The organism is Paenibacillus eucommiae, from assembly GCF_017874215.1.
In the GTDB taxonomy this organism is placed as follows: domain Bacteria; phylum Bacillota; class Bacilli; order Paenibacillales; family NBRC-103111; genus Paenibacillus_AI; species Paenibacillus_AI eucommiae.
The window spans coordinates 47,576-69,992 of sequence record NZ_JAGGLB010000016.1; the positions used below are offsets into that span (position 1 = coordinate 47,576).

The following is a 22,417-nucleotide window of genomic DNA, read 5'->3' on the forward strand; positions in this document are numbered from 1 at the left end:
AGCAGTCATCTCGAGTGATATAATCTCATGTAAAAAAGAAGGGAGTTTGCTTGGTGAAGGTTACATCTATTAATGTAGGGAAGCCCCAAGTACTGATTGTAGACGGCAAGGAATTAATCACAGGCATTATGAAATTTCCATCTGACGCGCCTCTGTTTCTATCAAGTATCCAGCTGGAAGGCGATGGGCAGGCTGATTTGGCAGTTCATGGCGGTGTAGACAAAGCGCTGTGCGTTTACTGCCAGGAGCATTATTCCCATTGGGAGCAAGTGCTCGGGGAGAAGCTGGAATATGGCGCCTTCGGGGAAAATGTGACTGTGCTTGGCCTTCTGGAGTCGGATGTATGTATTGGTGACAGGTATGAGCTTGGGGCTGCCTTGGTGGAAGTGACCCAGCCGAGGCAGCCTTGCTTCAAGCTGGCGAAGCGGTATGGCAGGGTTGATTTACCCCTAATGGTGCAGAAAACCGGCTTTACTGGCTTTTATTTTCGCGTAATCCGCGAAGGCATAATTCCTGTTCAGCCGGATGTACGGCTTGTGTCCAGACATCCTGGCGGGGTCACTGTGCAGCTTGCGAATCAGCTTAAGTATCACGATGTGCGTAATATCGAGGGGATAAAGCGGATTTTAGCAGTGGAGGAACTGTCGGCGAGCTGGCGGGCTTCTTTCAGTAAACGTCTGATAGAGCTTGAGGAGGCTAATGTATGATGACTGGCGTCATACTGGCAGGCGGAATGAATAGGAGAATGGGCGGGAAGCTCAAGGCACTGCTGCCGATCGAAGGCATCCCGCTTATTCGCCTACAGCTGCAGGAGATGTCACAGCTCTGCCGCGATATCCTGATCGTGACACAAACGCCACAGCTGCTGAAGGATGCCATTGACGGCTTCGACTCTGCCAGAGTTAGGTATATGGCTGATATATGGCCTGGCAAAGGTCCGCTCAGCGGAATTCATGCTGCGTGCAAGGCATTAGAGTCAGCAAATTCACTAGAGTTAGTAGACGCAGCAGCACCAGCAGACTCACTAGAGTTAGTAGACTCAGTAGCACCAGCAGACTCATTAAAGCTAGTAGACTCAGAAGCGCCAGCGGATTCAATAGAGTTATTAGACTCAGTAGCATCAACCGAGTCAGCAGGGTACTCAGATACAGCAAATGAAAATCTGCTATGGATTGTAGGCTGTGACATGCCCTACATTTCTGCCGCGGCAGCAGAGGCGCTAGGCGGGTTGTGCCTGGATGGTGATGCCGATGCGGCAATTCCCGTTATTGGGGGAAGAATTCAGCCGCTGCATGGGGTGTATCATCGGAGAATAGCAGGCATTGCTGAGGAACTGCTCAGCAAAGAAACATACAGGCTTATGGGGCTTATGGAGCGAATAGAATGGAAGAAGGCGGATGATGAGTTTTTTTTGCAGCGGAAGATCGATCTTCAATTTACAATGAATCTGAATACCCATGAAGAATATAATGAGGCTGTAAATAAGGCAGTAAATAAAATTGTAAATAAGGCGGCAAAAGCAGATTCTGATTTACTCTGATTTACTTGCTGGCCGTGCATAAGTGCTGGGTTTTTATGAGGAATTATGCCATAATGGTAGGGAGAGAAGGTGATTCCCATGCAAAGATTGCTGATCGATCGTTTTGGACGGAAGCATGACTACTTGCGGATTTCCGTGACGGATCGGTGTAATTTACGATGTGTGTACTGTATGCCTGAGGAGGGCATGGAGTTTGAGCCTGAGGAGCGGCTGCTTTCCTTTGAGGAGATTACGGAGGTAGTTCGTGTTCTTGCCGGTTTGGGCGTACGGAAGCTGCGAATTACCGGTGGAGAGCCACTCGTCCGCAAAAATTTGGAGCAGCTTATCGCCATGCTGTCCGCCATTCCAGGCATTGAAGATATAGCATTAACGACGAATGGGATATTCTTCGCTTCCAGAGCTGAGAAGCTGCGCGCCGCGGGCTTGACTAGAGTAAATATTAGTCTCGATTCGCTCAAAGCGGACCGGTTCTCCCTGATTACAAGAGGCGGTAATATAAAACGGGTATTAGAAAGCATCGAAGCCGCTTACAGGATGGGGCTTGCTCCGATCAAGCTGAATGTGGTCTTGATGAAAGGACTTAACGACGACGAGATTGAGGATTTCTTGCAAATGACAGTTGAGCGTGCAATTCAGGTGAGATTTATTGAGTATATGCCGATAGGCCATAATGATGAAGCCTGGAAAGCCAGATATCTTTCGCTGAGTACGGTGCTGGAGCGTTGTGAGCAGCGGGGATGGAAGTTCGCGCCATCGGAGAACGTGTACGGCAACGGCCCCTCTCAAAATTATCGCATTGAAGGGGCGCTAGGCTCATTTGGCTTGATCCATCCGATCAGCGATCATTTCTGTGAGACTTGCAATCGCCTCAGGCTTACAGCCGACGGAAACATCAAGCCCTGCTTGTATTGGTCGCATGAGTTTAATGTACGTACCTATATCGGGGATAAGCAAGCGATGGAAGATTTGTTCTTCCGGGCGCTGGATATTAAGCCGCAAAATCATGAAATGGCTCAGGCACTGATGAATGAGGATCAGTCTCATAATCCGACGGAGCGGCGCATGTCGCAAATCGGAGGCTAGCGAAGGGACGAAGCTTGTGAATAAGGAACGTAATCTTAAGTTTGGACGCGAAACGATTTCGGTACAGCAAGCCAGGGAGAGACTTCTCCCTTACATAAAGCCTATCCAGACGGAGCAGGTTCCGTTAGTCCTCGCTTTCGGCAGGAGGATGGCACAAACGATCTATGCGGCGCATCCAGTGCCGCATTTTCGGCGTTCTGGTGTTGATGGATATGCGGTACGAGCTGTGGATATTGCAGCAGCCTCTGCTATCCATCCGGTGGAGCTGGAGGTTGTGGAGCATATTCCCTGCGGCACAATCCCGCTTAAGCGAGTGGGAGCAGGCGAGGCCTCCAGGATTATGACAGGGGCTCCGGTTCCTGATGGGGCCGATGCGGTTGTCATGCTAGAGATGACGCAAACTCAAGAGGATGGACAGCATGCTGCTGATCCAACAGTACTAAGAGGCAGCGGGAAAAAAGTATGGATTAAGAAAGCACTGCAGTCCGGCAACAATTTAACCCCGGTCGCTGGTGAAATTAGCCAGGGTGAGCTTCTGCTGTCCGAGGGGACTTGGATTGGCGCAGGAGTAGCGGCGATACTCGCTACCTTTGGTTGTGGAGATGTCGCCGTGTACAGGAAGCCGCGGGTTGCTATTTTTTCAACGGGATCTGAGCTATTGGACGTAACTATGGAGCTGGAGCCTGGACGAATACGCAACAGCAACAGCTATATGCTCGCTGCCCAAGTGGAAGCAGCGGGAGGAATTCCCGTTATCATGCCGGCATTATCTGATCATGCGGATCAGGTGCAGGCTGCTCTTATTCAGGCCTTCGAATCCGCCGATTGCGTGATTACTACAGGCGGTGTTTCGGTTGGAGACTATGATGTGCTTGTCGAAGTTTTTGGAAGCTGGCAGGGCACCTTGCTTTTCAATAAAGTAGCTATGCGGCCAGGAAGCCCAACAAGTGCGGCTGTTTGGCAGGATAAGCTGCTGTTCGCTTTGTCCGGCAATCCAGGTGCTTCTTTCGTCGGATTTGAGCTGTTTGTCAGGCCTGCACTGGAGAGTATGCAGGGGCATCAGCAGCCTTGCTGTGAAGCCGCTACTGCTTTTTTAGATGTGGATTATGACAAGGGCTCTGCTTACCCCAGATATGTAAGGGGAACTACACGTATAGAGAATGGCTGTTTGTGGGTAAGACCTGCAGGCGCAGATAAGTCAAGTATTATGGTTTCTATCAAGGATGCGGACTGTCTGATTCAGCTTCCCGCAGGGGGAAGCGGCTTTCGAAGAGGTGAGCTTGTTGCCATCCAGATGCTCGTGAATCGTTAGAAGGTTATCGCAAGTAAGCGCCCCCTCTTTTCAAAAATGAGAACAATCCAATACAAAAGTTTTTGCGAAGTATAGATAGGGGAGGAAAACTCGGAAAGGAGATCCTTCATGAATGGTACACTGACAGATCAGGAACTGATGCAACAGATTGTGAATAAAAATGCGGATTCGCTGAAGTTCCTTTATGAGCGGTATGAGAAACCGATATATGCTTTCGCTTATAGAATGGTCCAGGATCCGATGTTGGCCGAAGAAGTCGTCCAGGAGCTTTTTTTTCGCATCTGGAATGCAGCTGAGCGTTATGATGCTGCCCACGGCAAGCTGACGAGCTGGATGTTTACATTGACCCGCAATATTGCAGTAGATGGCCTACGCAAAAAGCAAAATCGGACCTCACAGCATGTTACTGAGACTGAACAAATGAACAGGGTCGCAGATACAGGGAAAAGCACGGAAGAGGTCGTTGAAGCCAATTTGGTAGGGGAACAGGTAAGGGAGGCTCTGCAGGGATTGAATGCGGAGCAGCAGCAGGTATTGGAGCTTATTTATTTTCGTGGATTCACACAGCAAGAGGTTTCGGATCAGCATGCGATCCCGCTCGGTACCGTTAAAAGCAGGGTCAGGCTTGCGCTAAAACAGTTAAAAAATCGGCTTGCAGGTGTGGGGAAGGAGGAGCTACAAGGATGAATAAGCGGCATGATCAATGCGAACAATTGGAGATGTATGCTGTGGATGGTTTAAATGCGGAAGAAAGAGCAGAATTTGAGCAGCATTTAATTGAATGTCAGAACTGTGTGGATTCGTTAGCGGAGCTTGCTTCCCTTGTTGACCTCCTTCCGCTTTCGTCAGAGCCGGTAGAGGTGCCTTCCGGGATGAAGGAGCGTATTCTGGGACATATTTTACAGCACACAGCAACCGAGGGTTCAAATGTGGAACCTGATGTCCAATCAGTTGGGAACCCTGAATCTGCAACAACGCGTGCCCAATCAGCAGGGCCGGGGAAATTTAGACCGTGGATATACAGTGGTTTAGCGGCTGCAGTTATTGTTCTTGGTATATATAATTTTAATTTGCAAAAGGATGTAAAAGATTTAAAGACGGAGCTTGCCAGCATCAACGAGCCTGTACAAGGTGTCAAAGTGAACAAGGCTGTTACCTTAAGCAGTGCTACGGCGGACATTGTGGCAAAAGGCTTGGCAACTATAGTTATTGATTCTAAGGGAACCCATCTGCTCGTACAAGCGGAGAAGCTGCCTGAGCTTAAAGGAACTGAAGCCTATCAGGTTTGGCTGGTAAAAGACGGTAATGTAGTTAATGCCGGCACATTTATGACCCATAATGGAAGCGGCGGGTTATACTATACGTTCGATCCAAGTGATTATGATCAAATTGCCATCACACTGGAGCCTGATGCCCATGGAGAGACACCTAGAGGAACAGCAGTGCTTGCTGCAAATTTATTAGGAAGCTAAGGCAAATGAGTGCAGTGCTTCTCGAACGATAAAGGAGAGCGGACGAATGGAAGAGATTCGCAGATTAAAGCAAGAAGAGCTGTTGGACAGTCTCACCTTATCCGAATTTGCTTTCCAATATGTTTTAACGGAAGAGGATAAGGCGCGGCGGATCGCCAGGACTGATCCAAAGCAAATATGGGGTTACTTTGTGGATGGCAAAATGGCCGCGAAGCTGACGATTCTGGAGCTCCAGATATGGCTGAATGGCAAGCGATATGCGATGGGTGGAATATCTGGTGTAGCGACCTGGCCTGAATACAGGCGTAAAGGAATGGTTAGCCAACTGCTGGAGCTATCCCTAAGGAAGATGAAAGAGGCGGGACAATCGGTCTCTTTCCTGCATCCTTTCAGTTTTTCTTTTTATCGTAAATTCGGCTGGGAAATGTTCATGGATTATGTGCAGTATGAGATTGAAGCTGGACAGCTGCCTCGTTTCGCCGCTAAGGAAGGCAGCAGAGTGGAGCGGGTTGCCCTGGATGCGGAACTGCTGCACCCCATTTATGAGGCATATGCCAGCCGCTTTAACGGTATGCTGGTGCGGGACCGGGATTGGTGGAATCATCGTGTTTTCAAGACGGGCAGCCATACGGCGGCAGTGTACCGAAATGCGCTGGGCGAGCTGACAGGCTATGTATATTATTCGATTAGCAATCATATTTTCACAGTACACGAGCTTGTTTTTCTGGATGAGGATGCCCGATGTGGATTATGGAAATTTATTTCTGATCATGACTCTATGATGACCACTACGATTGTTAAAGCTCCGGCTCAGGATAAGCTGTCCTTCCTCTTGGCTGATCCCAGGATGAAACAAGAACGGAAACCTTATTTTATGGCTCGCATCGTAGATGTGGAAGCCTTCATTAGTCAATATTCCTTTGTGGCCGCTTCTGTGATAACAGGTAATCCCGAAACTCACGATATTCCCGGAACTCCCGAAACTCTGATGACTTCGATGACTTCGATGTCTCCGAGGGCTTTAAGGGTTTCAAGGCCCTTCTACCTGCAGGTTTCGGATGCTTATGCCGAATGGAATCAAGGCCTTTTCGAGATTATTGTTGACGTCTCTGGTGAAGCGAAGGTCACTCGCCAGCCTGAATTGCAATTGAAGGAAGGCGCTGAGCTCCTTAGCTGTGACATTCAGACTTTGTCCTGTTTGCTGATGGGATATCAGAAAGCGTCCTTTCTTCACACCATTGGCAGAATCCAAGGAAATCAAGCAGAAGTAATGCGGCTAGAGGCTTTGATTCCTGATTGTACGACCTATTTGACGGATTATTTCTAGTCTTGTCGCAGGTCGGAATTGAACCTAGACCAAGGTCCAGGTATAGAAACGGTCGTTAGTCCGTTTTGCCTCGTTCGTTTTTTGTCTACAATAAAGACAATAAGAACAAGAACGAAGGGTGGAACGAACAATGTCAATCAATAAAAAGAGTGGCTTGGCTTTACTGCTAATTTTCTTTGGAACCTTTGTGCTTTTTAGAAGCTTCGGTTTTCATTTTGATTTAATGGGTTATGTGGTTCCTATAGCGATTGCTGGACTTGGTTATGTAGGGATTAAGAATGGTAAGAAAGTCGGCTGGTTTTTCGCCATATTTGGTTTGCTGCTCTTAAGCTTCAAGCTGTCGTGGCTTTTCTCCATCGTGTTTGCCGTGCTGCTCATTGGATTTGGAGTGTCTATGATCAAGAAGCAAAGTCCTTCCAATACGCAGGACTGGTAGGTTCCTATGAGGAGATGTGGGAGAGGCAGGAGAGAAACCGATGAATAGTGTACTTGTACGCATACGTCAATTAGCTGAAGCGGCCTGGCAGGAAGTAACGGAGCGGCCGGTAGACCCGCAGCGTGAAGTCGATAACTTTCTGGACTCACAGCGCAAGCAGCTGGATGAAATACAACGTCTCTGTGAGCTTACTTTAGAGCAGGCTGTTATGCTGCGTCAGCAGTTTACAGATGCTGAGGAGCTGGCTGCCAAGCGGGGAGAGCAAGCAATGTTGGCGATGCGGGTCGGAGAAGAGCAGCTTGCCCGGCTTGCCCTGCAGGAAAAGCTGCTGTCTGAGAAAGCAGCCGAGCAGTACCGCGCTGAGTACGAGCAGTGTCAGACGAGGGCGCTTAAGCTTGCCGAGGATCTGCAGCGGCTGCGTGCCAGCTATGCGGATGCTAGCGAGAAGCGCGAATACTACGCTGCCAAGCTCGAAGCAGAGCGGCTGCAGAAGCGTGTGGATCGGCACGGCGCGGCGGAGAATACTATGCGCGACCTTGGTGCGGCAGGCAGAGAGATCGGCCGCGATGTGAATGAGGCGCTGCGTGATGCAGGGCGAATCTCACGTGAGACGCTGAAGGAAGCAGGCGTAGTCCTTCAACGGGAGCTGGACGAAGCTTTCAATAAGCTGCGGCGTGACAAGAAATAATCAAGAAATAGTCCGTATTACTCTGAAAGTTGCATCTTGGAGACAGCCCTATCTTATGATATGCTAGGAAAGGTGCAAAAAGCCATAGGGCCGTATTGGTGCCGCTATGGCTTTTAGCCTTATCATCATTACTTGCATAATTACTTGCGCTTATAAAAAACGAACAGCCAGAGGAGGTGCGACATGGGAGAAGAAACCAAAAATAACAGGAACCGCAACACGGCGATGGTGCTCATTGGAGCCGGTCTATTTCTACTGCTGGATCATACAGTCGGTTTTTTCCCTATTTTCGCTGTCGGTCTCATTCTGCTTGGTATTTATCAGGTACGCAGCCGTTCTGAGCGCAAGGGCTATATATGGATTATTATCGGAGCGATAATTCTGCTGAGCAATAATTATTCCATCGTGGTAGGCTTCATTCTGATCGCGCTCGGTTACTTCTATTACAAATCCAAGCAAACGCATCGAGACGATTCTTATGTGCAAAAGCAAAAGCTGATAGACAGCATCCGGCTGGGCAAAGAGCCCTGGATTCTTAAGGACAGCAGCATCTGGTACTTGATTGGGGAAACCAACATGGACTTGTCGCTGGCGATCTTGGAGAAGAGGGAGACCACGCTTATTTTGCAGGGAGCGATTGGCGATGTGGATATTATGATTCCTGAGGATATCGGGGTATCCGTGGAAGCTTCCGTGGTTTTCGGTAAAATTGATGTGGCGAGTGACAGGGAGGCTGGAGTTATGAATAAGCTGCTCTGGCATTCACCAAATTATGAAAGCTGTGATCACAGAGTGAAACTAATGATCTCTTATATCGTAGGAGATGTAGATATTAAGTTTTTGTAGATAAGGCAAGGAGGTTCATCGCCTGTGGACGGCTATAAACGCAGACTTACAAATATGATATGGCGCAGCATAAGTGAATCGATCCTCCTAAGCCTGGTTATTTTGGCTGCTATCGCTTATTTCTTGTACTCGCGCAATTTTATAAGACCTTTTGTGGATTGGAAGGAAGGCGTGCAATTCAGCCTTATGATTATGGCTACGGTCGTTGTCATCGGCGCTGCATATGGCTATTGGTACAGCAATCGGATAACAAGAAGGCTGGAGCCTATTATGGAAACGATGCTGCTGCTGGAAAAAGGTAATTTCACCCGCACAGGCCTTCAGCTTGGCGAGGATGAAATTGGACGGCTCGGGGAGCAGCTGGAGCGCGTGACCAAAAAGTGGGAGGAGCAGGTAACCTCCCTGCAGCGGTTATCCAATGATAATGCGAAGCTGGCCGAGAAGGCCAAGTTCTCTGCAGTCATTGAAGAAAGGCAGCGCCTGGCGCGGGAACTGCATGATGCGGTGAGCCAGCAGCTTTTTGCCATTTCGATGACAGCTACTGCGGTAGGAAGAACGCTCGAGAAGGATTTCGATAAAGCCCAGCGGCAAATTAATCTGATTGAAGAGATGGCATCCGTAGCGCAGTCAGAGATGAGGGCGCTGCTGCTTCATCTGCGTCCTGTGCATCTGGAGGGCAAGCGTCTTTCGGAAGGTTTAGTCGGGCTGCTGAATGAGCTGAAAGCTAAGGTTCCCATGGATATTACCTGGGAAATGGATCATGAGATCCGGCTGCCGATGGGGATCGAGGATCATCTCTTCCGGATTGTACAGGAGGCGTTATCGAATGCTTTGCGGCATTCCAAAGCAACGAAGCTGGAGGTAAAGCTGCAACTTCGGCAGGACGGAATCCGTCTATCTATACGTGACAATGGTGTCGGCTTTAATCTGGACGAACAGAAGCATACTTCCTATGGAATTGTTTCCATGAAGGAACGGGTGAACGAAATCGGCGGATCACTTAACATTATTACTGCGCCTGATCGGGGAACCAGAATTGAAATTCGGGTATCCATATTTGTCAAAGGAGGAGAAGCGGATGGAGGAAGTGAGCATTAAGGTGCTGCTGGTTGACGATCATGAAATGGTTCGGATCGGACTAGCGGCTGTTCTTGGAACAGAAGATGGCATTGAGGTGGTCGGTGAAGCAAGCAATGGCCACGAAGGAATTCGTCTGGCACAGGAATATAAACCCGATGTTGTGCTTATGGATCTTGTGATGGAAGGCATGGATGGGATCGAGACGACCCGCAAGCTGCTTCAGCTGTATCCAGAGTGCAAGGTGATCGTATTAACAAGCTTTCTGGACGACGAAAAGATGTACCCCGTTATTGAAGCAGGGGCCTTCAGTTATTTGCTGAAAACGTCACGTGCGACTGAGATCGCCCAGGCTATACGCGCGGCAGTTAAGGGACAGTCAATTCTGGAGTCGCAGGTAGCCTCCAAGATTATGAATCGTTTCCGCCAACCGAAGGCTCTGCCTGAGCCGCATGAAGAGCTTACCGAACGGGAAATGGAGGTGCTAACGCTAATTGCCAAAGGCAAATCCAATCAGGAGGTTGCGGATGCACTGTTCATTGGTGTCAAGACGGTAAAATTCCATGTTACGAATGTGCTGGCCAAGCTGGGCGTTGAAGACCGCACACAAGCGGCCATTTATGCATTTCAACACGGATTGGCAGAATAATCAGGGCAGGAGAAATGGATAAAGATGATTAGACAACTGGGAAGCTGGTTCGGTTCTGTCCTCATTGCTTTTGTGGTGGTTTTATTTCTGGGTGTTTTTGTTTTTCAATCTACCAAGGTTCTTGGGGAGTCGATGGATCCTACCCTCCATAACAAGCAGCGGGTTTATGTATCCAAGCTTTCCCATACATTTTCAAATGAACCGGATTACGGAGATATCGTTATTATTGATAGCCGTGTAAATCAGCCAAGAACCTTTCTCAGTGATTTGAAGGATAGTCCCCTGCTCAGCTTGTTTGGCAATAAGAACGACCGGCATATTTGGATCAAGCGCGTTATCGGCAAGCCGGGAGACACGCTAGAATTCAAAGATCATCTAGTATACCGCAATGGAATCGCACTGGATGAGCCGTATATCAAGGAGAAAATGTCCTACATATCTGATAAGAAATGGGTTGTTCCCGAGAAACACATCTTCGTTATGGGGGATAACCGCAACAACAGCTCGGACAGCAGAGTGATAGGCTTCATACCTTTCGATCATGTACTGGGTGAAAAAGTGTTTTGAAAAAAACCTTTCTCCATTGAAGGACTGTGCTGCTCCAGTCCTTGGTAGAGAAAGGTTTTTTTCCAGAATGGATATGTTGTTCATTCAGAAGTTACACAAACCGGTCTAGTAATAATCCGTTCATCGGAACCGGCGGCTGGTAGGCCTGCAATCGAGATTGATATTGATTATATGGCTTCATAGAAGAACCTTTTAAATTAAACAACTCCTGGGGAGGTAGCTGCTCCAAGCTGCTGGATATGCCGGAGGCTTCCTTGTGAGTGAATTGTTTGTAGACGGTCTGATCGTAAGGAGTGGGAGGCTGCTGCCGTTTGGCTACAGGATTTACAGAGGATGCTTTGCGCGCCGCGCTGATCCGGTATAAATCATGGTTGGCTCTGTATGTATTCACCATAAACACGGGGCTTGTCGCGATCATGTATCTCACCTCTTTTGTCCGAATATTCGTTTATCTTAATTATAGCATAAGCTTTTTTAATTTGACTAGCGGGACTGCGGGCTTTTACAATACATAATATGAAAGTCGATGAGGAGAAGGAATTATGGATGTCACACAGACCATTGTTATAGGGCTTGTTATCGTTGGCTGCATTTTTTTCTCGTGGTTTGTGGTCAATAAATATAAGAAATAAGTCTGGGAGTAAACAAGCGGAAGCAATCCGCGCGGCCCTCTCATAAGATAGCATTATTGCTTCTTGTGGAGGCTTGCGCCATGATGATACGGGAAAGATTGCCTGCTATAGACGACAGTGTGATTTACAAATTGATTTTGGAGGAAATAGCTCCTTTCTCGAGGGAATTTAACGATTCCTCCGTCCTTACGCTGACCTCGATCCGCAAACGCCTGAGAAATAATGTGACCTTTGTAATGGCCAGGGGGAATCGGCGGCCCGTCGGCTTTATTACAATGTTTTGTAAAAATCGGGTGCTATACGTGGATATGCTGGCGATAAGCGGGCAAACTCAGGGACGAGGGCTGGGAAAGAAGCTTTTACTGGCAGGAGAGAGCTTTGGCAAAAGAAAAGCCTGTAAGAAGGCTCAACTGCTTGTGGATGAAAGCAATCCGAAGGCGATTGGTTTTTACCAGGCAATGGGCTTTGAGGCAGTCCGGTATTTAGCGGAGGTTGGCTGCTATTTGATGGAAATATCGCTGACTGTAAGCAAGCCGCGAAGGCTTCAGTAAATCGGGGCTGCGGGCAAATTCCGCAGTTCTCTCTGGAAATTCCCCGTAATTTTTTCACTTGACTTTGAAATCAAGTTGAATCCTCAGGCTAATTTAGGTATGCTAAGCGTATTACTTAATCTAAAACAGAAAGAATGATGCATAGATGAGTGGAACTGTATTTTTTATTTTTGGGGCTACAGGGGACTTGGCCAAAAGAAAGCTGTTCCCTGCTTTTTACAGCCTTTACCGGGAAGGGAAGCTGGGCGATAATTTTGCGGTAGTGGGATTAGCCCGCAGACCGCGCACTAACGAGCAGTTTCAAGCAGATGTGAAGCACTCGATAGGTGAGTTTGCCCGTTACAAAATCGATAATGAGGAGAATTGGACAAGCTTCGTCCAGCGCTTCGAATATATGTCGCTCGACATCAATAATATTGAGAACTTCCATCAGTTGAAGAAGCTTACAGACGGCCTCGACGAGAAATATGAGACGGGAGGCAACCGCTTGTTTTACTTGGCGCTGGCACCTGAGCTCTTCGGAAATGTTTCGGCGAACCTCCGTGAGGGCGGGCTTATGGACACAACAGGCTGGCACCGTCTCGTTATTGAGAAGCCCTTCGGCTATGACCTTGCTTCTGCCGAGAAGCTGAATGAACAGCTGCGTCAAGTATTTGAGGAGAAGGATATTTATCGCATCGATCATTATCTTGGCAAGGAAATGGTGCAAAATATCGAATTTGTGCGGTTTGCCAATGCATTTTTTGAGCCGCTGTGGAATAAAACATACATAGCGAATATTCAAATTACGCTGAGCGAGACGGTTGGTGTGGAAGAGCGTGGAGGCTATTACGATCAATCGGGTGCGCTTCGCGATATGGGACAGAATCATATGCTGCAAATGCTGATGATGATGGCTATGGAGCCGCCGAGCCGTCTAAATGCGGAGGATATCCGCGATGAGAAGGTGAAGGTGCTTCGTTCGCTGCGGCTGCTGGAAACAGTCGAGGATGTAAGGTCTAACACGGTTCGTGGACAATACACGACAGGGGGCTCCAATGGCAAGCCTCTGCCGGCTTATCGTCAGGAGGATTCCGTGCAGCCAGAGTCAACAACGGAAACTTATTTCGCTGCCAGGGTTTTTGTGGATAATTTCCGCTGGGCCGGTGTACCTTTCTATATACGTACAGGCAAAAGGCTCCCGGTAAAAACGACTGAGGTTGTAGTGGAGTTCAAGAACATACCAGACAATGTTTACCTCGCCAAAAAGCACGATTTGCAGCCGAATTTACTTGTTTTCCGGGTGAATCCGCTGGAAGGCATATACATGAAGATGAACGTGAAAAAGCCCGGCTCGGAAGGGGTTATTATTCCGATCGCTATGGATTTCTGCCAAAGCTGTCAGATTGGCATCAATACGCCTGAGGCTTATGAGCGGCTGCTGCATGATGCGCAAAGAGGCGACTCGACTTATTTCACCCGCTGGGATGAAGTGGCTCTGGCCTGGCAGTATGTGGACCGTATTGCGAAGGTGTGGCCGTTAAGTCCAGAGGATCTAAGCATGTATCCAGCCGGTTCATGGGGACCAGAGAGAGCGCAGGAGATGCTTGCTGAAGACGGGTTCAAGTGGTGGCCGGTCAACGGTCAGAACGAAGGGGAAGTAGACTGGATCGCCGAGCCTAAGCCCTCCGTTCTGACTTGATTGACTTGATTGCATCGCACCAATAGCGAAAGCCTACGTTCGATAAAGAAGGGGAATTTAATTAAATGACAACGCAGCTTGACAAAGAACTGGAAGCGGAAGTCGCAAAGCGGCGTACATTCGCCATCATATCTCACCCGGATGCGGGAAAAACGACATTGACCGAGAAGCTGCTGCTATTCGGCGGGGCGATCCGCCTTGCAGGTACGGTGAAAGGGCGTAAAGCCAGCAAGCACGCAACTTCAGACTGGATGGAGATTGAGAAGCAGAGAGGGATCTCGGTAACCTCAAGCGTGATGCAATTCGATTATGAAGGCCACAGAGTTAATATTCTGGATACTCCAGGTCACCAAGATTTCAGTGAAGACACTTACCGTACGCTTACAGCGGCGGATAGTGCCGTCATGCTCATAGACGTTGCCAAGGGTGTGGAAGCACAGACTAAGAAGCTGTTTCAGGTGTGCCGGTTGCGCGGCATTCCTATTTTCACCTTTATCAACAAACTTGACCGTGAGGGCAGAGATCCCTTCGAGCTGCTGGAAGAGCTTGAGGAAATTCTCGGCATACGTTCATATCCCATGAATTGGCCGATTGGTTCCGGCAAGCAGTTCTGCGGCGTTTATGATAGAGGAAAGTCACAGCTGGAGCTCTTTCAGGGAGACGATCACAAGCATATTGAAGTTCGCAAGGTGAGTGGTGTAGATGACCCTCTGGTGAAATCAATAGCTGGTGATTACCTGCATAGTCAGCTAAGCCAAGACATCGAATTACTGGATGTGGCCGGGGATCCTTTTGACATGGAGAAGGTGCTTAAAGGCGAGCTGACTCCGGTGTTCTTCGGTAGTGCTATCAACAATTTCGGCGTGCAGACTTTTCTGGAAAACTTCCTGCAGCTAGCTCCAAAGCCAGAGCCTAGAAACAGCAATATCGGAGCGATAGAGCCTACCAAAACTAACTTCTCCGGATATATTTTCAAAATTCAGGCTAATATGAACCCGGCTCATCGGGATCGTGTTGCTTTCCTAAGAATTGTCTCGGGCAAATTCTCGCGGGGGATGTCCGTTCGTCATATACGCGCGGGCAAAGATATTAAGCTCTCCCAGCCGCAGCAATTTCTTGCTCAGGACCGCGATATTGTGGAAGAAGCCTATCCCGGAGATATTATCGGCTTGTTTGATCCTGGTATTTTTCGAATTGGGGATTCTCTTAGCCAGGGCATGGAAATTGTTTTTGATGACTTGCCGAGCTTTTCACCGGAGCTGTTCAGCAAGGTTACGGTTAAAAATGCATTGAAGCATAAACCGTTTCAGAAGGGCATCGATCAGCTTACGGAAGAGGGCACTATTCAGGTGTTCACCACCATCGGCTTCGAGGACATGATCCTCGGTGTTGTCGGACAGCTGCAGTTCGAGGTATTGGAGCACCGGATGAAAAATGAATACGGAGTAGATATTCAGCTCCAGCGCCAAAATTACCAATTTGCCCGCTGGCTTGTGGACGATAAGATTGATCCCGGCAAATTCCGCATTAACTCGCAGCTTGTGAAGGATAAGAAGGGCAATTATGTAGTGTTATTCGAAAGTGAATACGCGCTGCGTTCTGCTATTGATAAAAATCCGACTGCGAAGTTCCTGACTAATTCACCTTAATGATGTATATATGACTGGAAGATGGAAGACCAATGCGTATTAAGTTATTGCGCCTTGGTCTTTTTGTTTGGTGCCCACGCATGTAGGGTGTGTGCTTCACTTAACGATGTTTTTCTACTACACAACCAGCAGTCCCAGTAATCCCAGCAGTCCCACCAGCCAGCAATCCAAAGCGCCATTGCCCACTAGAAAATATCCTTCAACCAAGTCAAAAACCATTGCTGGCTGTCCGTAGAGCATGGTGTTCGTGTGATTCGTGTGATTGCAGCTAAAGAGAGGGAATGGCTGTGGGCGGAAGAGCGGTAACGTCCGCCTTTAAAGATTTGTTCCTACCTCCTCTTCCATCCAATCAGGGAACAAATCTTTAACAGCGGCTGGAGCCCACAGCCAGTCCCTCCCCGAACTACCAACATTACGAACACGCTCCTCAAAGGACGCAGCAAGACGCTTTTCTTAATTAAAGGGGCTCCGCAAGTGCCGCGGCACCTACAATTGAGATTTGTAACGATGCCCAAATACATTGAGCCAGTGCCCTTAAATGGCAATATAGAGAGAAGCCTATACCCAATTCCTTCTTGGCATCATACACTAACAACGGATAGGAAGTAGGTTTAAGCAGTAGGTTTAGCAGTATGGTTGTGAAGTAGGGGTAAAGAAGTATGGTAGACCATAGGAAAGGCGGAGCTCAATGCGCAGGCATGTTTATAGCAAGTGGGCAAAAACAATTGCTCTTAACGCTCATTCCAATATACGCAAATATGTTCCAATAACGAAACGATTAAACAAAGAAAGCTTGAAGCAAATGCTGGAGCAGTATGGGATGGTTTATATTAAGCCTGATACAGGGACTTTTGGCAATGGTGTTATGCGTGTGGAATGGAATCCTGGTGAAAATGGGGCTTCGTATAAGTACCAATCTGGTCTTCGTATCAAAAGATTCCATGAATACTCGAAGCTGTATGCATCCATTCGCAAGGATATAAGGAAGAGAAACTATTTGGTGCAGAAGGGCATTCATCTTTTGAAGTATAAAGGGAATAGATTTGATCTGCGGGTAATGGTTCAGCAGGATCCTAATCGCAAATGGGAAACCACAGGCGTAATTGGCCGTGTGGCTCATCCTCGTAAAATTGTGACTAATTTCCATAATGGTGGCACATTGAAATCTGTGGATCAGCTGTTGGGCAGTTATTTATCCAGTACCAGCAGACAGCGTTATGTAGGGAAGCTTAAATCACTTGGGCTTGATGTGGCCAAGGCGATGCATAAGAAATACAGAGGTATAAAGGAAATTGGTCTTGATGTTGCGCTTGATAAGGAGCTGAATCCTTGGATTCTAGAGGTGAATACTTCCCCGGACCCGTTTATTTTTCGGAGGCTCAAGGATAAAAGCATTTTCGCTAAGATCGTGCGTTATGCAAAAAGATACAAACGGCTGTGAGCTTGCTCATGGCTGTTTTATTTTGGGAAAAGAAGTTGACAAAGGGGACTGAAGATGAGAAAATGAACGCGCGTACATAATGGATTTATTTATTTTTACTAGGAACAATGAAGGAGGATTTGGCGTGGTAACGAGAAAAGAAGTGGCCAAGCTGGCGGGGGTTTCCGAGGCTACGGTATCGCGTGTTTTCAATGGAGTAGGTCCGATGAAGGAAGGGACGAAGAGCAAGGTGCTGGCAGCAGCTAAGGAGCTGAATTACCATCCGAATGCGATTGCCCAAAACTTTGCGAGAAGACGCAGCGGAAACCTTGGTGTTGTACTGCCTTATACCCCTAAAGTGCATCTTTTCTCAACCTACTATTTCTCCGAGACACTAAGCGGAATTGGTGAGGAAGCACGTAAACAGGAATATGACATTCTTCTAATGCTCTTGTCTCCAGATGAACCGGTGGATTACGCTCGTCTTTATCGCTCCCAGAAGGTGGATGCCTGTGTGATTCTCGGGTCTATGGACACCCCGGAGCATCGGCAGTCGCTGATGCAGCTGCGTGATCTGAAGCTGCCCTTTTGCTTGGTCAATCAGCATTTTGCCGGAATGGATTTTAATGAGATCGATGCCGACCACGTTGAGGGGAGCTATACGGCTGTAAGGCATTTGCAAGAGCGTGGTTTTCAGAACATCGCTTTTCTTAATGGTTCTTCGTTCTATTCCAATAGCCTTGACAGGCTTGAAGGCTATGAGAAGGCGATTCGTGAGCAGAGTGTTGACGGCGGAATGAACGGGATAAATAAGATGAACTCACGGGAGCAGGTGAGGATTGAGGGCAATTACAGCCGCACAAGCGGTTATCAGGCTGCTGCTGAGCTTTGGGAACGGCGGTTATCTGTGGATGCCATATTTGCTGCGAATGACCGCATGGCGATCGGCCTTATGCAGGGGCTGCGGGAAAGGGGCTGGCACGCTGGCCGGGATTATGCAATTGTAGGCTGTGATGACTCTGATGCTGCCAGGCTTAGCAGTCCTTCACTATCCAGCATCTATGTCCCTTTCTTCGATATGGGAAAGCGGGCAGCTAAGGTTGCTTTGGAACAATTCGCAGCAGGTGATTCTGGACAAGTGATTCAAGAGAAGCTCCCAACAAAGCTTGTAGTTAGAGAAACCTCCGGGGAAGTAAGTGAAGTCTGATATCGCTGTGGCTGGCCTCTCTATGTAGAGATGATGGAGGAGATTATGGATGAAAAGTTTTAATATTGGGATGGTAGGGTATAAATTTATGGGAAAGGCTTACAAGAGTGCTGGCTACGGATCCTCCGCATGCTAGTAATGCAGGCTTGGTGGCCACCGGGTCATACAATTGGGTATGAGCATACTTTTTGCATGAGGTGGTTGAGCTTATACATGCAATATGTGAGGATTGGCAGCCAAATCCTAATTTTGTAGATGGCGTTAAATGCCAACAGGTGCTGGAAGCCGTAGAACAATCGATCACGCAGCGCCGCTGGATAAATGTTCAAGACGTATAAATGCTGAAGGGAGCTGGGCAGTATGAAACAAGCGTTGGTAGTTTGGGGAGGTTGGGATGGCCATCAGCCCGAGGAGGTTGCTGCGATCCTGGGTAATGTCCTGAAGGAGGAAGGCTTCGCTGTCGACATATCGGATACGCTGGATAGCTTCAAGGATTCCGAGAGACTGGAATCAGTCGATTTGATAGTTCCGGTATGGACAATGGGGACCATTCAATCCGATCAGTTAAGCTCGTTGATTCATGCTGTAAAAGTTGGAGGTACTGGTTTGGCAGGCTGCCATGGCGGCTTGGGGGACTCTTTTCGCAATGAAACTGAATTTCAATATATGGTTGGAGGCCAGTGGGTAGCGCATCCGGGTAATGACGGCGTCTCCTATGAGGTGAAGATGAAGGATCTTAATCATCCCTTAACACAGGGCATTGATGATTTTACGGTCGTTTCCGAGCAATATTATATGCATACAGATCCAGCTAATCAAGTGCATGTAGTGACCTATTTTGGCGATGTGGAGATGCCTGTAGTCTGGACGAAAATGTATGGTTCCGGCAAAGTGTACTACTGCTCTCTGGGTCACCAGGCGGATATTGTGTCAATGCCCGAGACCTTGGAATTAATGCGGCGGGGGATGTTGTGGGCGGCACGATAAAGCTTGATGAAGCTTGATGAGCCCAATGAAACTGATCAACTGTTGAAACTTGATTAAACTGATGAGCTGATGAGCTGATGAAATTTTAAATAATAATTGGGGAATTTTAAGGAGGATAAGGTAGATGTCTAAAGTAAAAGTAGGCATTATCGGCTGCGGCAATATCAGTGGTATTTATATGCAAAATATCCCCAAATTCAAGCACCTGGAGCTTGTAGCCTGTGCGGATCTCGATGTGGATAGAGCGAAAGCTAAGGCTGCTGAGTATGGAATAGGGCATGCTTATACGGTGGATGAGCTGCTCGCAGATCCAGAAATTCAAATTGTCATTAATTTGACCCTGCCAGCTGCTCATGCTGAGGTTTGTCTGAAGGTTCTAGAGGCCGGGAAACATGTTTATGTAGAAAAGCCATTAGCTGTTACCCGTGAGGATGGGCTAGAAATAGTCGAATTGGCGAGGAGCAAGGGACTTATGGCAGGTGGGGCGCCAGACACTTTTCTGGGTGGAGGCATTCAAACCTGTATTCAGTTGATCGCAGAGGGTGCTATTGGGACGCCTGTAGCTGCGACTGCGTTCATGATGTGTGGAGGGCATGAGTCCTGGCATCCGGCTCCAGAGTTTTATTATGAGCTTGGTGGAGGCCCTATGTATGATATGGGACCTTATTATTTGACAGCGTTGGTTGCGATGCTGGGTCCTATCCAGCGGGTGACAGGTTCAGCCCGGATTTCGTTTCCAGAACGGACCATTACTAGCCAGCCAAAAGCAGGCAGCAAAATTCAGGTACATACACCGACGCATGTAACAGGAGTTATTGATTTTGAGAGTGGCGCAATTGCTACTTTAATAACGAGCTTTGATGTTAAGGCTGCTACTGACCTTCCGAATATAGAGATTTATGGCAGCGCTGGAACGCTTCGTGTTCCGGATCCTAACTCCTTTGGGGGACCTGTGCTATTAAAGCGTCCTGGAGCGGATTGGGAAGAGATTGCGTTAACTCATGGTTATGCCCTTAACAATCGCGGTATTGGAGTTGCGGATATGGGGCACTCGATTCTTACCGGGACCCCACACCGCGCCAGTAGTGAGCTTGCTTATCATGTGCTTGAAGCCATGCATGGCTTTCATGAGGCTTCGTCTGAAGGTAGGCATTATGTGATGTGCAGTACATGCGGAAAGCCTGCCCCTCTGGCGGCAGGAGCTGTGCTCTAATTTTTAATTTTGCAGATGCTCGTGTAAAGTGGCGACAAGCTCATCCTGGATACTACTTTCGCTGTGCTGCCAAATAATCTCGAAGAGAACTCCCAATCCAGGCAGCAACCTTTCCTCGCCTCCTATGGAGTCTTCTATGACTTCATGGAGCTCTTCGCCCGATTTTTTTTGAACGCGTTGAACGATGGCCTGTCTAAGGTTAATATTCATATAGCACACTCGCTTCCTTTCGTTATCTTCCTTAATATGCGCATTCCTCCTGTGGGATATGCTTGTTTTTTTGAGGCAGGGATATGTGGGCTGCAGTGAGAATTTCCATCATTTTATGCTATAATACTTTATAATCATTCAGAAAAAGACAGGGAGCGGGGGCGCGGATGAAAAAGCAATTTGCCGTTATCGGTATGGGCAGGTTCGGTTCAAGTGTTGCCAAGACCTTGTCGCAAATGGGCTTCGAGGTACTGGCCATTGATCACAGAGAGGAACAAATTCAAGAAATTTCGGCCATTGTTACCCATGCTATTCAAGCGGATTCTACAGATGAAGAGGCGCTGCGGGCGTTAGGAATACGCAATTTTGACGTGGTGGTTGTGGCGATCGGAGAAGATATTCAGGCCAGTATATTGACAACTCTAATTGTAAAAGATATTGGGGTACGCAGTATTGTCGTTAAAGCTGTCAATGAGCTGCATGGCAAGGTACTGAAAAAAATTGGCGCCGACAAAGTCATTTACCCGGAGCGGGATATGGGTCAGAGGGTTGCCCATCATTTGATTTCTTCAAACATTCTTGATTACATAGAGCTTTCAGCAGATCACAGTATCTTAGAGATCAAAGCTTCCAGCCAAATGATTGGAAAAAATCTTAGACAGCTGGATATCCGCGCCAAGTATGGCTGCAACGTCATTGCAATCAAAGAAAACGAGCAGCTTATCATCCCGCCGAGCGGTGAAGACCTGATCAAAGATGAAGATATACTGGTTGTAGTAGGCAAAAATGAGAACCTTCAACGGTTCGAAGTTGCCTTTGCGGTGTAGCCGATGAGTATAGATATCGTATCGCCACAAAATGCCAGAGTCAAAGTATGGGCTCAACTGCTCGATCGCCGCGGCAGGGATAAGCAGCGTAAATTTTTGATTGAAGGTATCCATTTGGTAGAAGAAGCTGTGAAAGCGCAAGCAGAAGTATTGACCATTATTTATAGCTTGGACAAAGGGAAGCCGGCTGAATTGTATGAACGAACAGTGGGCTATATCGAGTGGGTTGGTGTTAGTCAGGCCGTTCTGGAGAAGTGCTCCGATACGCAATCGCCGCAGGGCATTATAGCTATAGTGCAAATGAACATTTCGCCTGCTGATCAAATTCTAGAGATGGCTCACGATTTGGTCGTTGTTGTCGATGGCGTCCAGGATCCTGGTAACCTGGGCACGATCATTCGCAGTGCCGATGCTGTGGGAGCTAGCGGAGTGCTGTTAGGACACGGAACCGTGGATGTATACAACCCCAAAACGATCCGTTCCACGATGGGATCCTTGTTCCATTTGCCGATTATATCAGCAGATTTGCTGGATGTGCTTCCAGCGGCTCGTGCTGCAGGGATTCAGCTTGTGACGACAAGCCTACAGGCAACTCATAGCTGCTACGAAACGGATCTTAGTAAGCCAACCTGGTTTATTTTGGGCAATGAGGCCAAGGGGGTCTCGGCTGAAGTCGCTGCTGAGGCAGATATGAAAGTCATTATCCCTATGCAAGGTCAGGCAGAGTCGCTTAATGTTGCTATGGCTGCTACTGTGCTTTTATTTGAGGCTTCACGGCAGCGGGCTGCTTTCACCAAACTATAATTCCTGACTTTTTTACCCAACTAATTGTCTAAGAGGATCGGGGGATGCTGGATGAAATGTCCGGGGGCTCTCCGATTCATTTTGCGTTGCAAGCAGGGAACAGCAAAAATAAAAGAAGTGTTGCAAAATGATGGTAAACTTTTCAGGAATTCAGAACGGAATACCCATATGCGAAAAAGCCCGTCAAATCAAGGTTCTACAGATTACATCAGATCAGATCCTAAGACAACATGTTCCTG

24 protein-coding genes and 1 pseudogene are annotated in these 22,417 nt (G+C 48.0%); 23 read left to right on the top strand and 2 right to left on the bottom strand.

Going from position 1 to position 22,417, the window contains the following annotated elements; all coding sequences use genetic code 11:
• Window positions 1–50 precede the first annotated feature (50 nt).
• The 13 genes from J2Z66_RS21985 to lepB all read left to right on the top strand — a co-directional run bounded on the left by J2Z66_RS21985 (window position 51) and on the right by lepB (window position 10,997).
• Window positions 51–707: an MOSC domain-containing protein gene (locus tag J2Z66_RS21985; protein WP_245375738.1), complete on the top strand. Its 657-nt coding sequence runs from the start codon at window positions 51–53 to the stop codon at window positions 705–707.
• Window positions 704–1,540: a molybdenum cofactor guanylyltransferase gene (locus J2Z66_RS21990; RefSeq protein ID WP_209974409.1), complete on the top strand. Its 837-nt coding sequence runs from the start codon at window positions 704–706 to the stop codon at window positions 1,538–1,540. The genes J2Z66_RS21985 and J2Z66_RS21990 overlap by 4 nt, the downstream gene beginning before the upstream one ends.
• A 78-nt stretch (window positions 1,541–1,618) precedes the next feature.
• Complete coding sequence (gene moaA / locus J2Z66_RS21995) at window positions 1,619–2,623, top strand: GTP 3',8-cyclase MoaA (protein ID WP_209974411.1); 1,005 nt, start codon at window positions 1,619–1,621, stop codon at window positions 2,621–2,623.
• A 16-nt stretch (window positions 2,624–2,639) separates the two neighbouring features.
• Window positions 2,640–3,935 carry a molybdopterin molybdotransferase MoeA gene (locus J2Z66_RS22000; RefSeq protein ID WP_312894704.1) on the top strand — a complete coding sequence of 432 codons (1,296 nt, stop codon included), beginning with the start codon at window positions 2,640–2,642 and terminating at the stop codon, window positions 3,933–3,935.
• A 108-nt stretch (window positions 3,936–4,043) separates the two neighbouring features.
• A complete protein-coding gene (locus J2Z66_RS22005; RefSeq protein WP_209974414.1) occupies window positions 4,044–4,622 on the top strand; it encodes an RNA polymerase sigma factor in 579 nt (192 codons plus the stop codon).
• A complete protein-coding gene (locus J2Z66_RS22010; RefSeq protein ID WP_209974416.1) occupies window positions 4,619–5,407 on the top strand; it encodes an anti-sigma factor in 789 nt (262 codons plus the stop codon). The genes J2Z66_RS22005 and J2Z66_RS22010 overlap by 4 nt, the downstream gene beginning before the upstream one ends.
• Before the next feature lie 46 nt (window positions 5,408–5,453).
• Window positions 5,454–6,734 carry a GNAT family N-acetyltransferase gene (locus tag J2Z66_RS22015; protein WP_209974418.1) on the top strand — a complete coding sequence of 427 codons (1,281 nt, stop codon included), beginning with the start codon at window positions 5,454–5,456 and terminating at the stop codon, window positions 6,732–6,734.
• Window positions 6,735–6,864: 130 nt separating this feature from the next.
• Window positions 6,865–7,170: a LiaF transmembrane domain-containing protein gene (locus tag J2Z66_RS22020; RefSeq protein WP_209974420.1), complete on the top strand. Its 306-nt coding sequence runs from the start codon at window positions 6,865–6,867 to the stop codon at window positions 7,168–7,170.
• A gap of 40 nt (window positions 7,171–7,210) precedes the next feature.
• On the top strand, window positions 7,211–7,858 hold the full coding sequence (locus tag J2Z66_RS22025; protein ID WP_209974422.1) for a PspA/IM30 family protein: 648 nt from the start codon (window positions 7,211–7,213) through the stop codon (window positions 7,856–7,858).
• Window positions 7,859–8,041: 183 nt separating this feature from the next.
• The gene (gene liaF / locus J2Z66_RS22030; protein WP_209974424.1) at window positions 8,042–8,704 is read left to right on the top strand and encodes a cell wall-active antibiotics response protein LiaF; all 663 of its coding nucleotides are present in this window, start codon (window positions 8,042–8,044) and stop codon (window positions 8,702–8,704) included.
• A 24-nt stretch (window positions 8,705–8,728) separates the two neighbouring features.
• Window positions 8,729–9,802, top strand: a complete 1,074-nt coding sequence (locus J2Z66_RS22035; RefSeq protein WP_209974426.1) for a sensor histidine kinase — start codon at window positions 8,729–8,731, stop codon at window positions 9,800–9,802.
• Window positions 9,783–10,430: a response regulator transcription factor gene (locus J2Z66_RS22040; protein ID WP_209974428.1), complete on the top strand. Its 648-nt coding sequence runs from the start codon at window positions 9,783–9,785 to the stop codon at window positions 10,428–10,430. Before J2Z66_RS22035 ends, J2Z66_RS22040 begins: the two co-directional genes overlap by 20 nt.
• 24 nt (window positions 10,431–10,454) lie before the next feature.
• Window positions 10,455–10,997 carry a signal peptidase I gene (gene lepB, locus J2Z66_RS22045; RefSeq protein WP_209974430.1) on the top strand — a complete coding sequence of 181 codons (543 nt, stop codon included), beginning with the start codon at window positions 10,455–10,457 and terminating at the stop codon, window positions 10,995–10,997.
• A gap of 91 nt (window positions 10,998–11,088) precedes the next feature.
• Here lepB and J2Z66_RS22050 read toward each other — a convergent pair whose 3' ends face one another.
• Window positions 11,089–11,415, bottom strand: coding sequence for a hypothetical protein (locus tag J2Z66_RS22050; RefSeq protein ID WP_209974432.1), 327 nt, complete (start codon window positions 11,413–11,415; stop codon window positions 11,089–11,091).
• Between the two features lie 294 nt (window positions 11,416–11,709).
• Between J2Z66_RS22050 and J2Z66_RS22055 the strand changes: the two genes are divergently transcribed.
• From J2Z66_RS22055 to J2Z66_RS22090, 8 genes and pseudogenes are all read left to right on the top strand, one after another.
• Window positions 11,710–12,180, top strand: a complete 471-nt coding sequence (locus tag J2Z66_RS22055; protein WP_209974434.1) for a GNAT family N-acetyltransferase — start codon at window positions 11,710–11,712, stop codon at window positions 12,178–12,180.
• Window positions 12,181–12,325: 145 nt separating this feature from the next.
• A complete protein-coding gene (zwf, locus tag J2Z66_RS22060) occupies window positions 12,326–13,861 on the top strand; it encodes a glucose-6-phosphate dehydrogenase (RefSeq protein WP_209974436.1) in 1,536 nt (511 codons plus the stop codon).
• 65 nt (window positions 13,862–13,926) lie between these two features.
• Window positions 13,927–15,510, top strand: coding sequence for a peptide chain release factor 3 (locus J2Z66_RS22065; protein WP_209974438.1), 1,584 nt, complete (start codon window positions 13,927–13,929; stop codon window positions 15,508–15,510).
• 688 nt (window positions 15,511–16,198) lie between these two features.
• The gene (locus J2Z66_RS22070) at window positions 16,199–16,951 is read left to right on the top strand and encodes a YheC/YheD family protein (RefSeq protein WP_209974440.1); all 753 of its coding nucleotides are present in this window, start codon (window positions 16,199–16,201) and stop codon (window positions 16,949–16,951) included.
• Between the two features lie 124 nt (window positions 16,952–17,075).
• Entirely contained in the window at window positions 17,076–18,137 is a 1,062-nt protein-coding gene (locus J2Z66_RS22075) for a LacI family DNA-binding transcriptional regulator (protein ID WP_312894706.1), read from the top strand.
• Between the two features lie 104 nt (window positions 18,138–18,241).
• Window positions 18,242–18,475: pseudogene (locus tag J2Z66_RS22080) on the top strand (gfo/Idh/MocA family oxidoreductase); the annotation flags it as partial.
• A gap of 22 nt (window positions 18,476–18,497) precedes the next feature.
• Window positions 18,498–19,124: a ThuA domain-containing protein gene (locus J2Z66_RS22085; RefSeq protein WP_209974444.1), complete on the top strand. Its 627-nt coding sequence runs from the start codon at window positions 18,498–18,500 to the stop codon at window positions 19,122–19,124.
• Window positions 19,125–19,248: 124 nt separating this feature from the next.
• Window positions 19,249–20,337 carry a Gfo/Idh/MocA family protein gene (locus J2Z66_RS22090; RefSeq protein WP_209974445.1) on the top strand — a complete coding sequence of 363 codons (1,089 nt, stop codon included), beginning with the start codon at window positions 19,249–19,251 and terminating at the stop codon, window positions 20,335–20,337.
• 3 nt (window positions 20,338–20,340) lie between these two features.
• Here J2Z66_RS22090 and sspI read toward each other — a convergent pair whose 3' ends face one another.
• On the bottom strand, window positions 20,341–20,547 hold the full coding sequence (gene sspI, locus J2Z66_RS22095; protein WP_209974446.1) for a small acid-soluble spore protein SspI: 207 nt from the start codon (window positions 20,545–20,547) through the stop codon (window positions 20,341–20,343).
• A gap of 167 nt (window positions 20,548–20,714) precedes the next feature.
• Between sspI and J2Z66_RS22100 the strand changes: the two genes are divergently transcribed.
• The gene (locus tag J2Z66_RS22100; RefSeq protein WP_209974448.1) at window positions 20,715–21,374 is read left to right on the top strand and encodes a potassium channel family protein; all 660 of its coding nucleotides are present in this window, start codon (window positions 20,715–20,717) and stop codon (window positions 21,372–21,374) included.
• Between the two features lie 9 nt (window positions 21,375–21,383).
• Window positions 21,384–22,178 carry a TrmH family RNA methyltransferase gene (locus J2Z66_RS22105; RefSeq protein WP_209974642.1) on the top strand — a complete coding sequence of 265 codons (795 nt, stop codon included), beginning with the start codon at window positions 21,384–21,386 and terminating at the stop codon, window positions 22,176–22,178.
• Window positions 22,179–22,417 lie beyond the last annotated feature (239 nt).

Bases quoted from the DNA above. Each gene is read 5' to 3' on its own strand.
- J2Z66_RS21990 (WP_209974409.1), top strand. From the start codon at position 704: ATGATGACTGGCGTCATACTGGCAGGCGGAATGAATAGGAGAATGGGC.
- moaA (WP_209974411.1), top strand. From the start codon at position 1,619: ATGCAAAGATTGCTGATCGATCGTTTTGGACGGAAGCATGACTACTTG.
- J2Z66_RS22005 (WP_209974414.1), top strand. From the start codon at position 4,044: ATGAATGGTACACTGACAGATCAGGAACTGATGCAACAGATTGTGAAT.
- J2Z66_RS22010 (WP_209974416.1), top strand. From the start codon at position 4,619: ATGAATAAGCGGCATGATCAATGCGAACAATTGGAGATGTATGCTGTG.
- J2Z66_RS22015 (WP_209974418.1), top strand. From the start codon at position 5,454: ATGGAAGAGATTCGCAGATTAAAGCAAGAAGAGCTGTTGGACAGTCTC.
- J2Z66_RS22020 (WP_209974420.1), top strand. From the start codon at position 6,865: ATGTCAATCAATAAAAAGAGTGGCTTGGCTTTACTGCTAATTTTCTTT.
- J2Z66_RS22025 (WP_209974422.1), top strand. From the start codon at position 7,211: ATGAATAGTGTACTTGTACGCATACGTCAATTAGCTGAAGCGGCCTGG.
- liaF (WP_209974424.1), top strand. From the start codon at position 8,042: ATGGGAGAAGAAACCAAAAATAACAGGAACCGCAACACGGCGATGGTG.
- J2Z66_RS22040 (WP_209974428.1), top strand. From the start codon at position 9,783: ATGGAGGAAGTGAGCATTAAGGTGCTGCTGGTTGACGATCATGAAATG.
- lepB (WP_209974430.1), top strand. From the start codon at position 10,455: ATGATTAGACAACTGGGAAGCTGGTTCGGTTCTGTCCTCATTGCTTTT.
- J2Z66_RS22050 (WP_209974432.1), bottom strand. From the start codon at position 11,415: ATGATCGCGACAAGCCCCGTGTTTATGGTGAATACATACAGAGCCAAC.
- J2Z66_RS22055 (WP_209974434.1), top strand. From the start codon at position 11,710: ATGATGATACGGGAAAGATTGCCTGCTATAGACGACAGTGTGATTTAC.
- zwf (WP_209974436.1), top strand. From the start codon at position 12,326: ATGAGTGGAACTGTATTTTTTATTTTTGGGGCTACAGGGGACTTGGCC.
- J2Z66_RS22065 (WP_209974438.1), top strand. From the start codon at position 13,927: ATGACAACGCAGCTTGACAAAGAACTGGAAGCGGAAGTCGCAAAGCGG.
- J2Z66_RS22070 (WP_209974440.1), top strand. From the start codon at position 16,199: ATGCGCAGGCATGTTTATAGCAAGTGGGCAAAAACAATTGCTCTTAAC.
- J2Z66_RS22085 (WP_209974444.1), top strand. From the start codon at position 18,498: ATGAAACAAGCGTTGGTAGTTTGGGGAGGTTGGGATGGCCATCAGCCC.
- J2Z66_RS22090 (WP_209974445.1), top strand. From the start codon at position 19,249: ATGTCTAAAGTAAAAGTAGGCATTATCGGCTGCGGCAATATCAGTGGT.
- sspI (WP_209974446.1), bottom strand. From the start codon at position 20,547: ATGAATATTAACCTTAGACAGGCCATCGTTCAACGCGTTCAAAAAAAA.
- J2Z66_RS22100 (WP_209974448.1), top strand. From the start codon at position 20,715: ATGAAAAAGCAATTTGCCGTTATCGGTATGGGCAGGTTCGGTTCAAGT.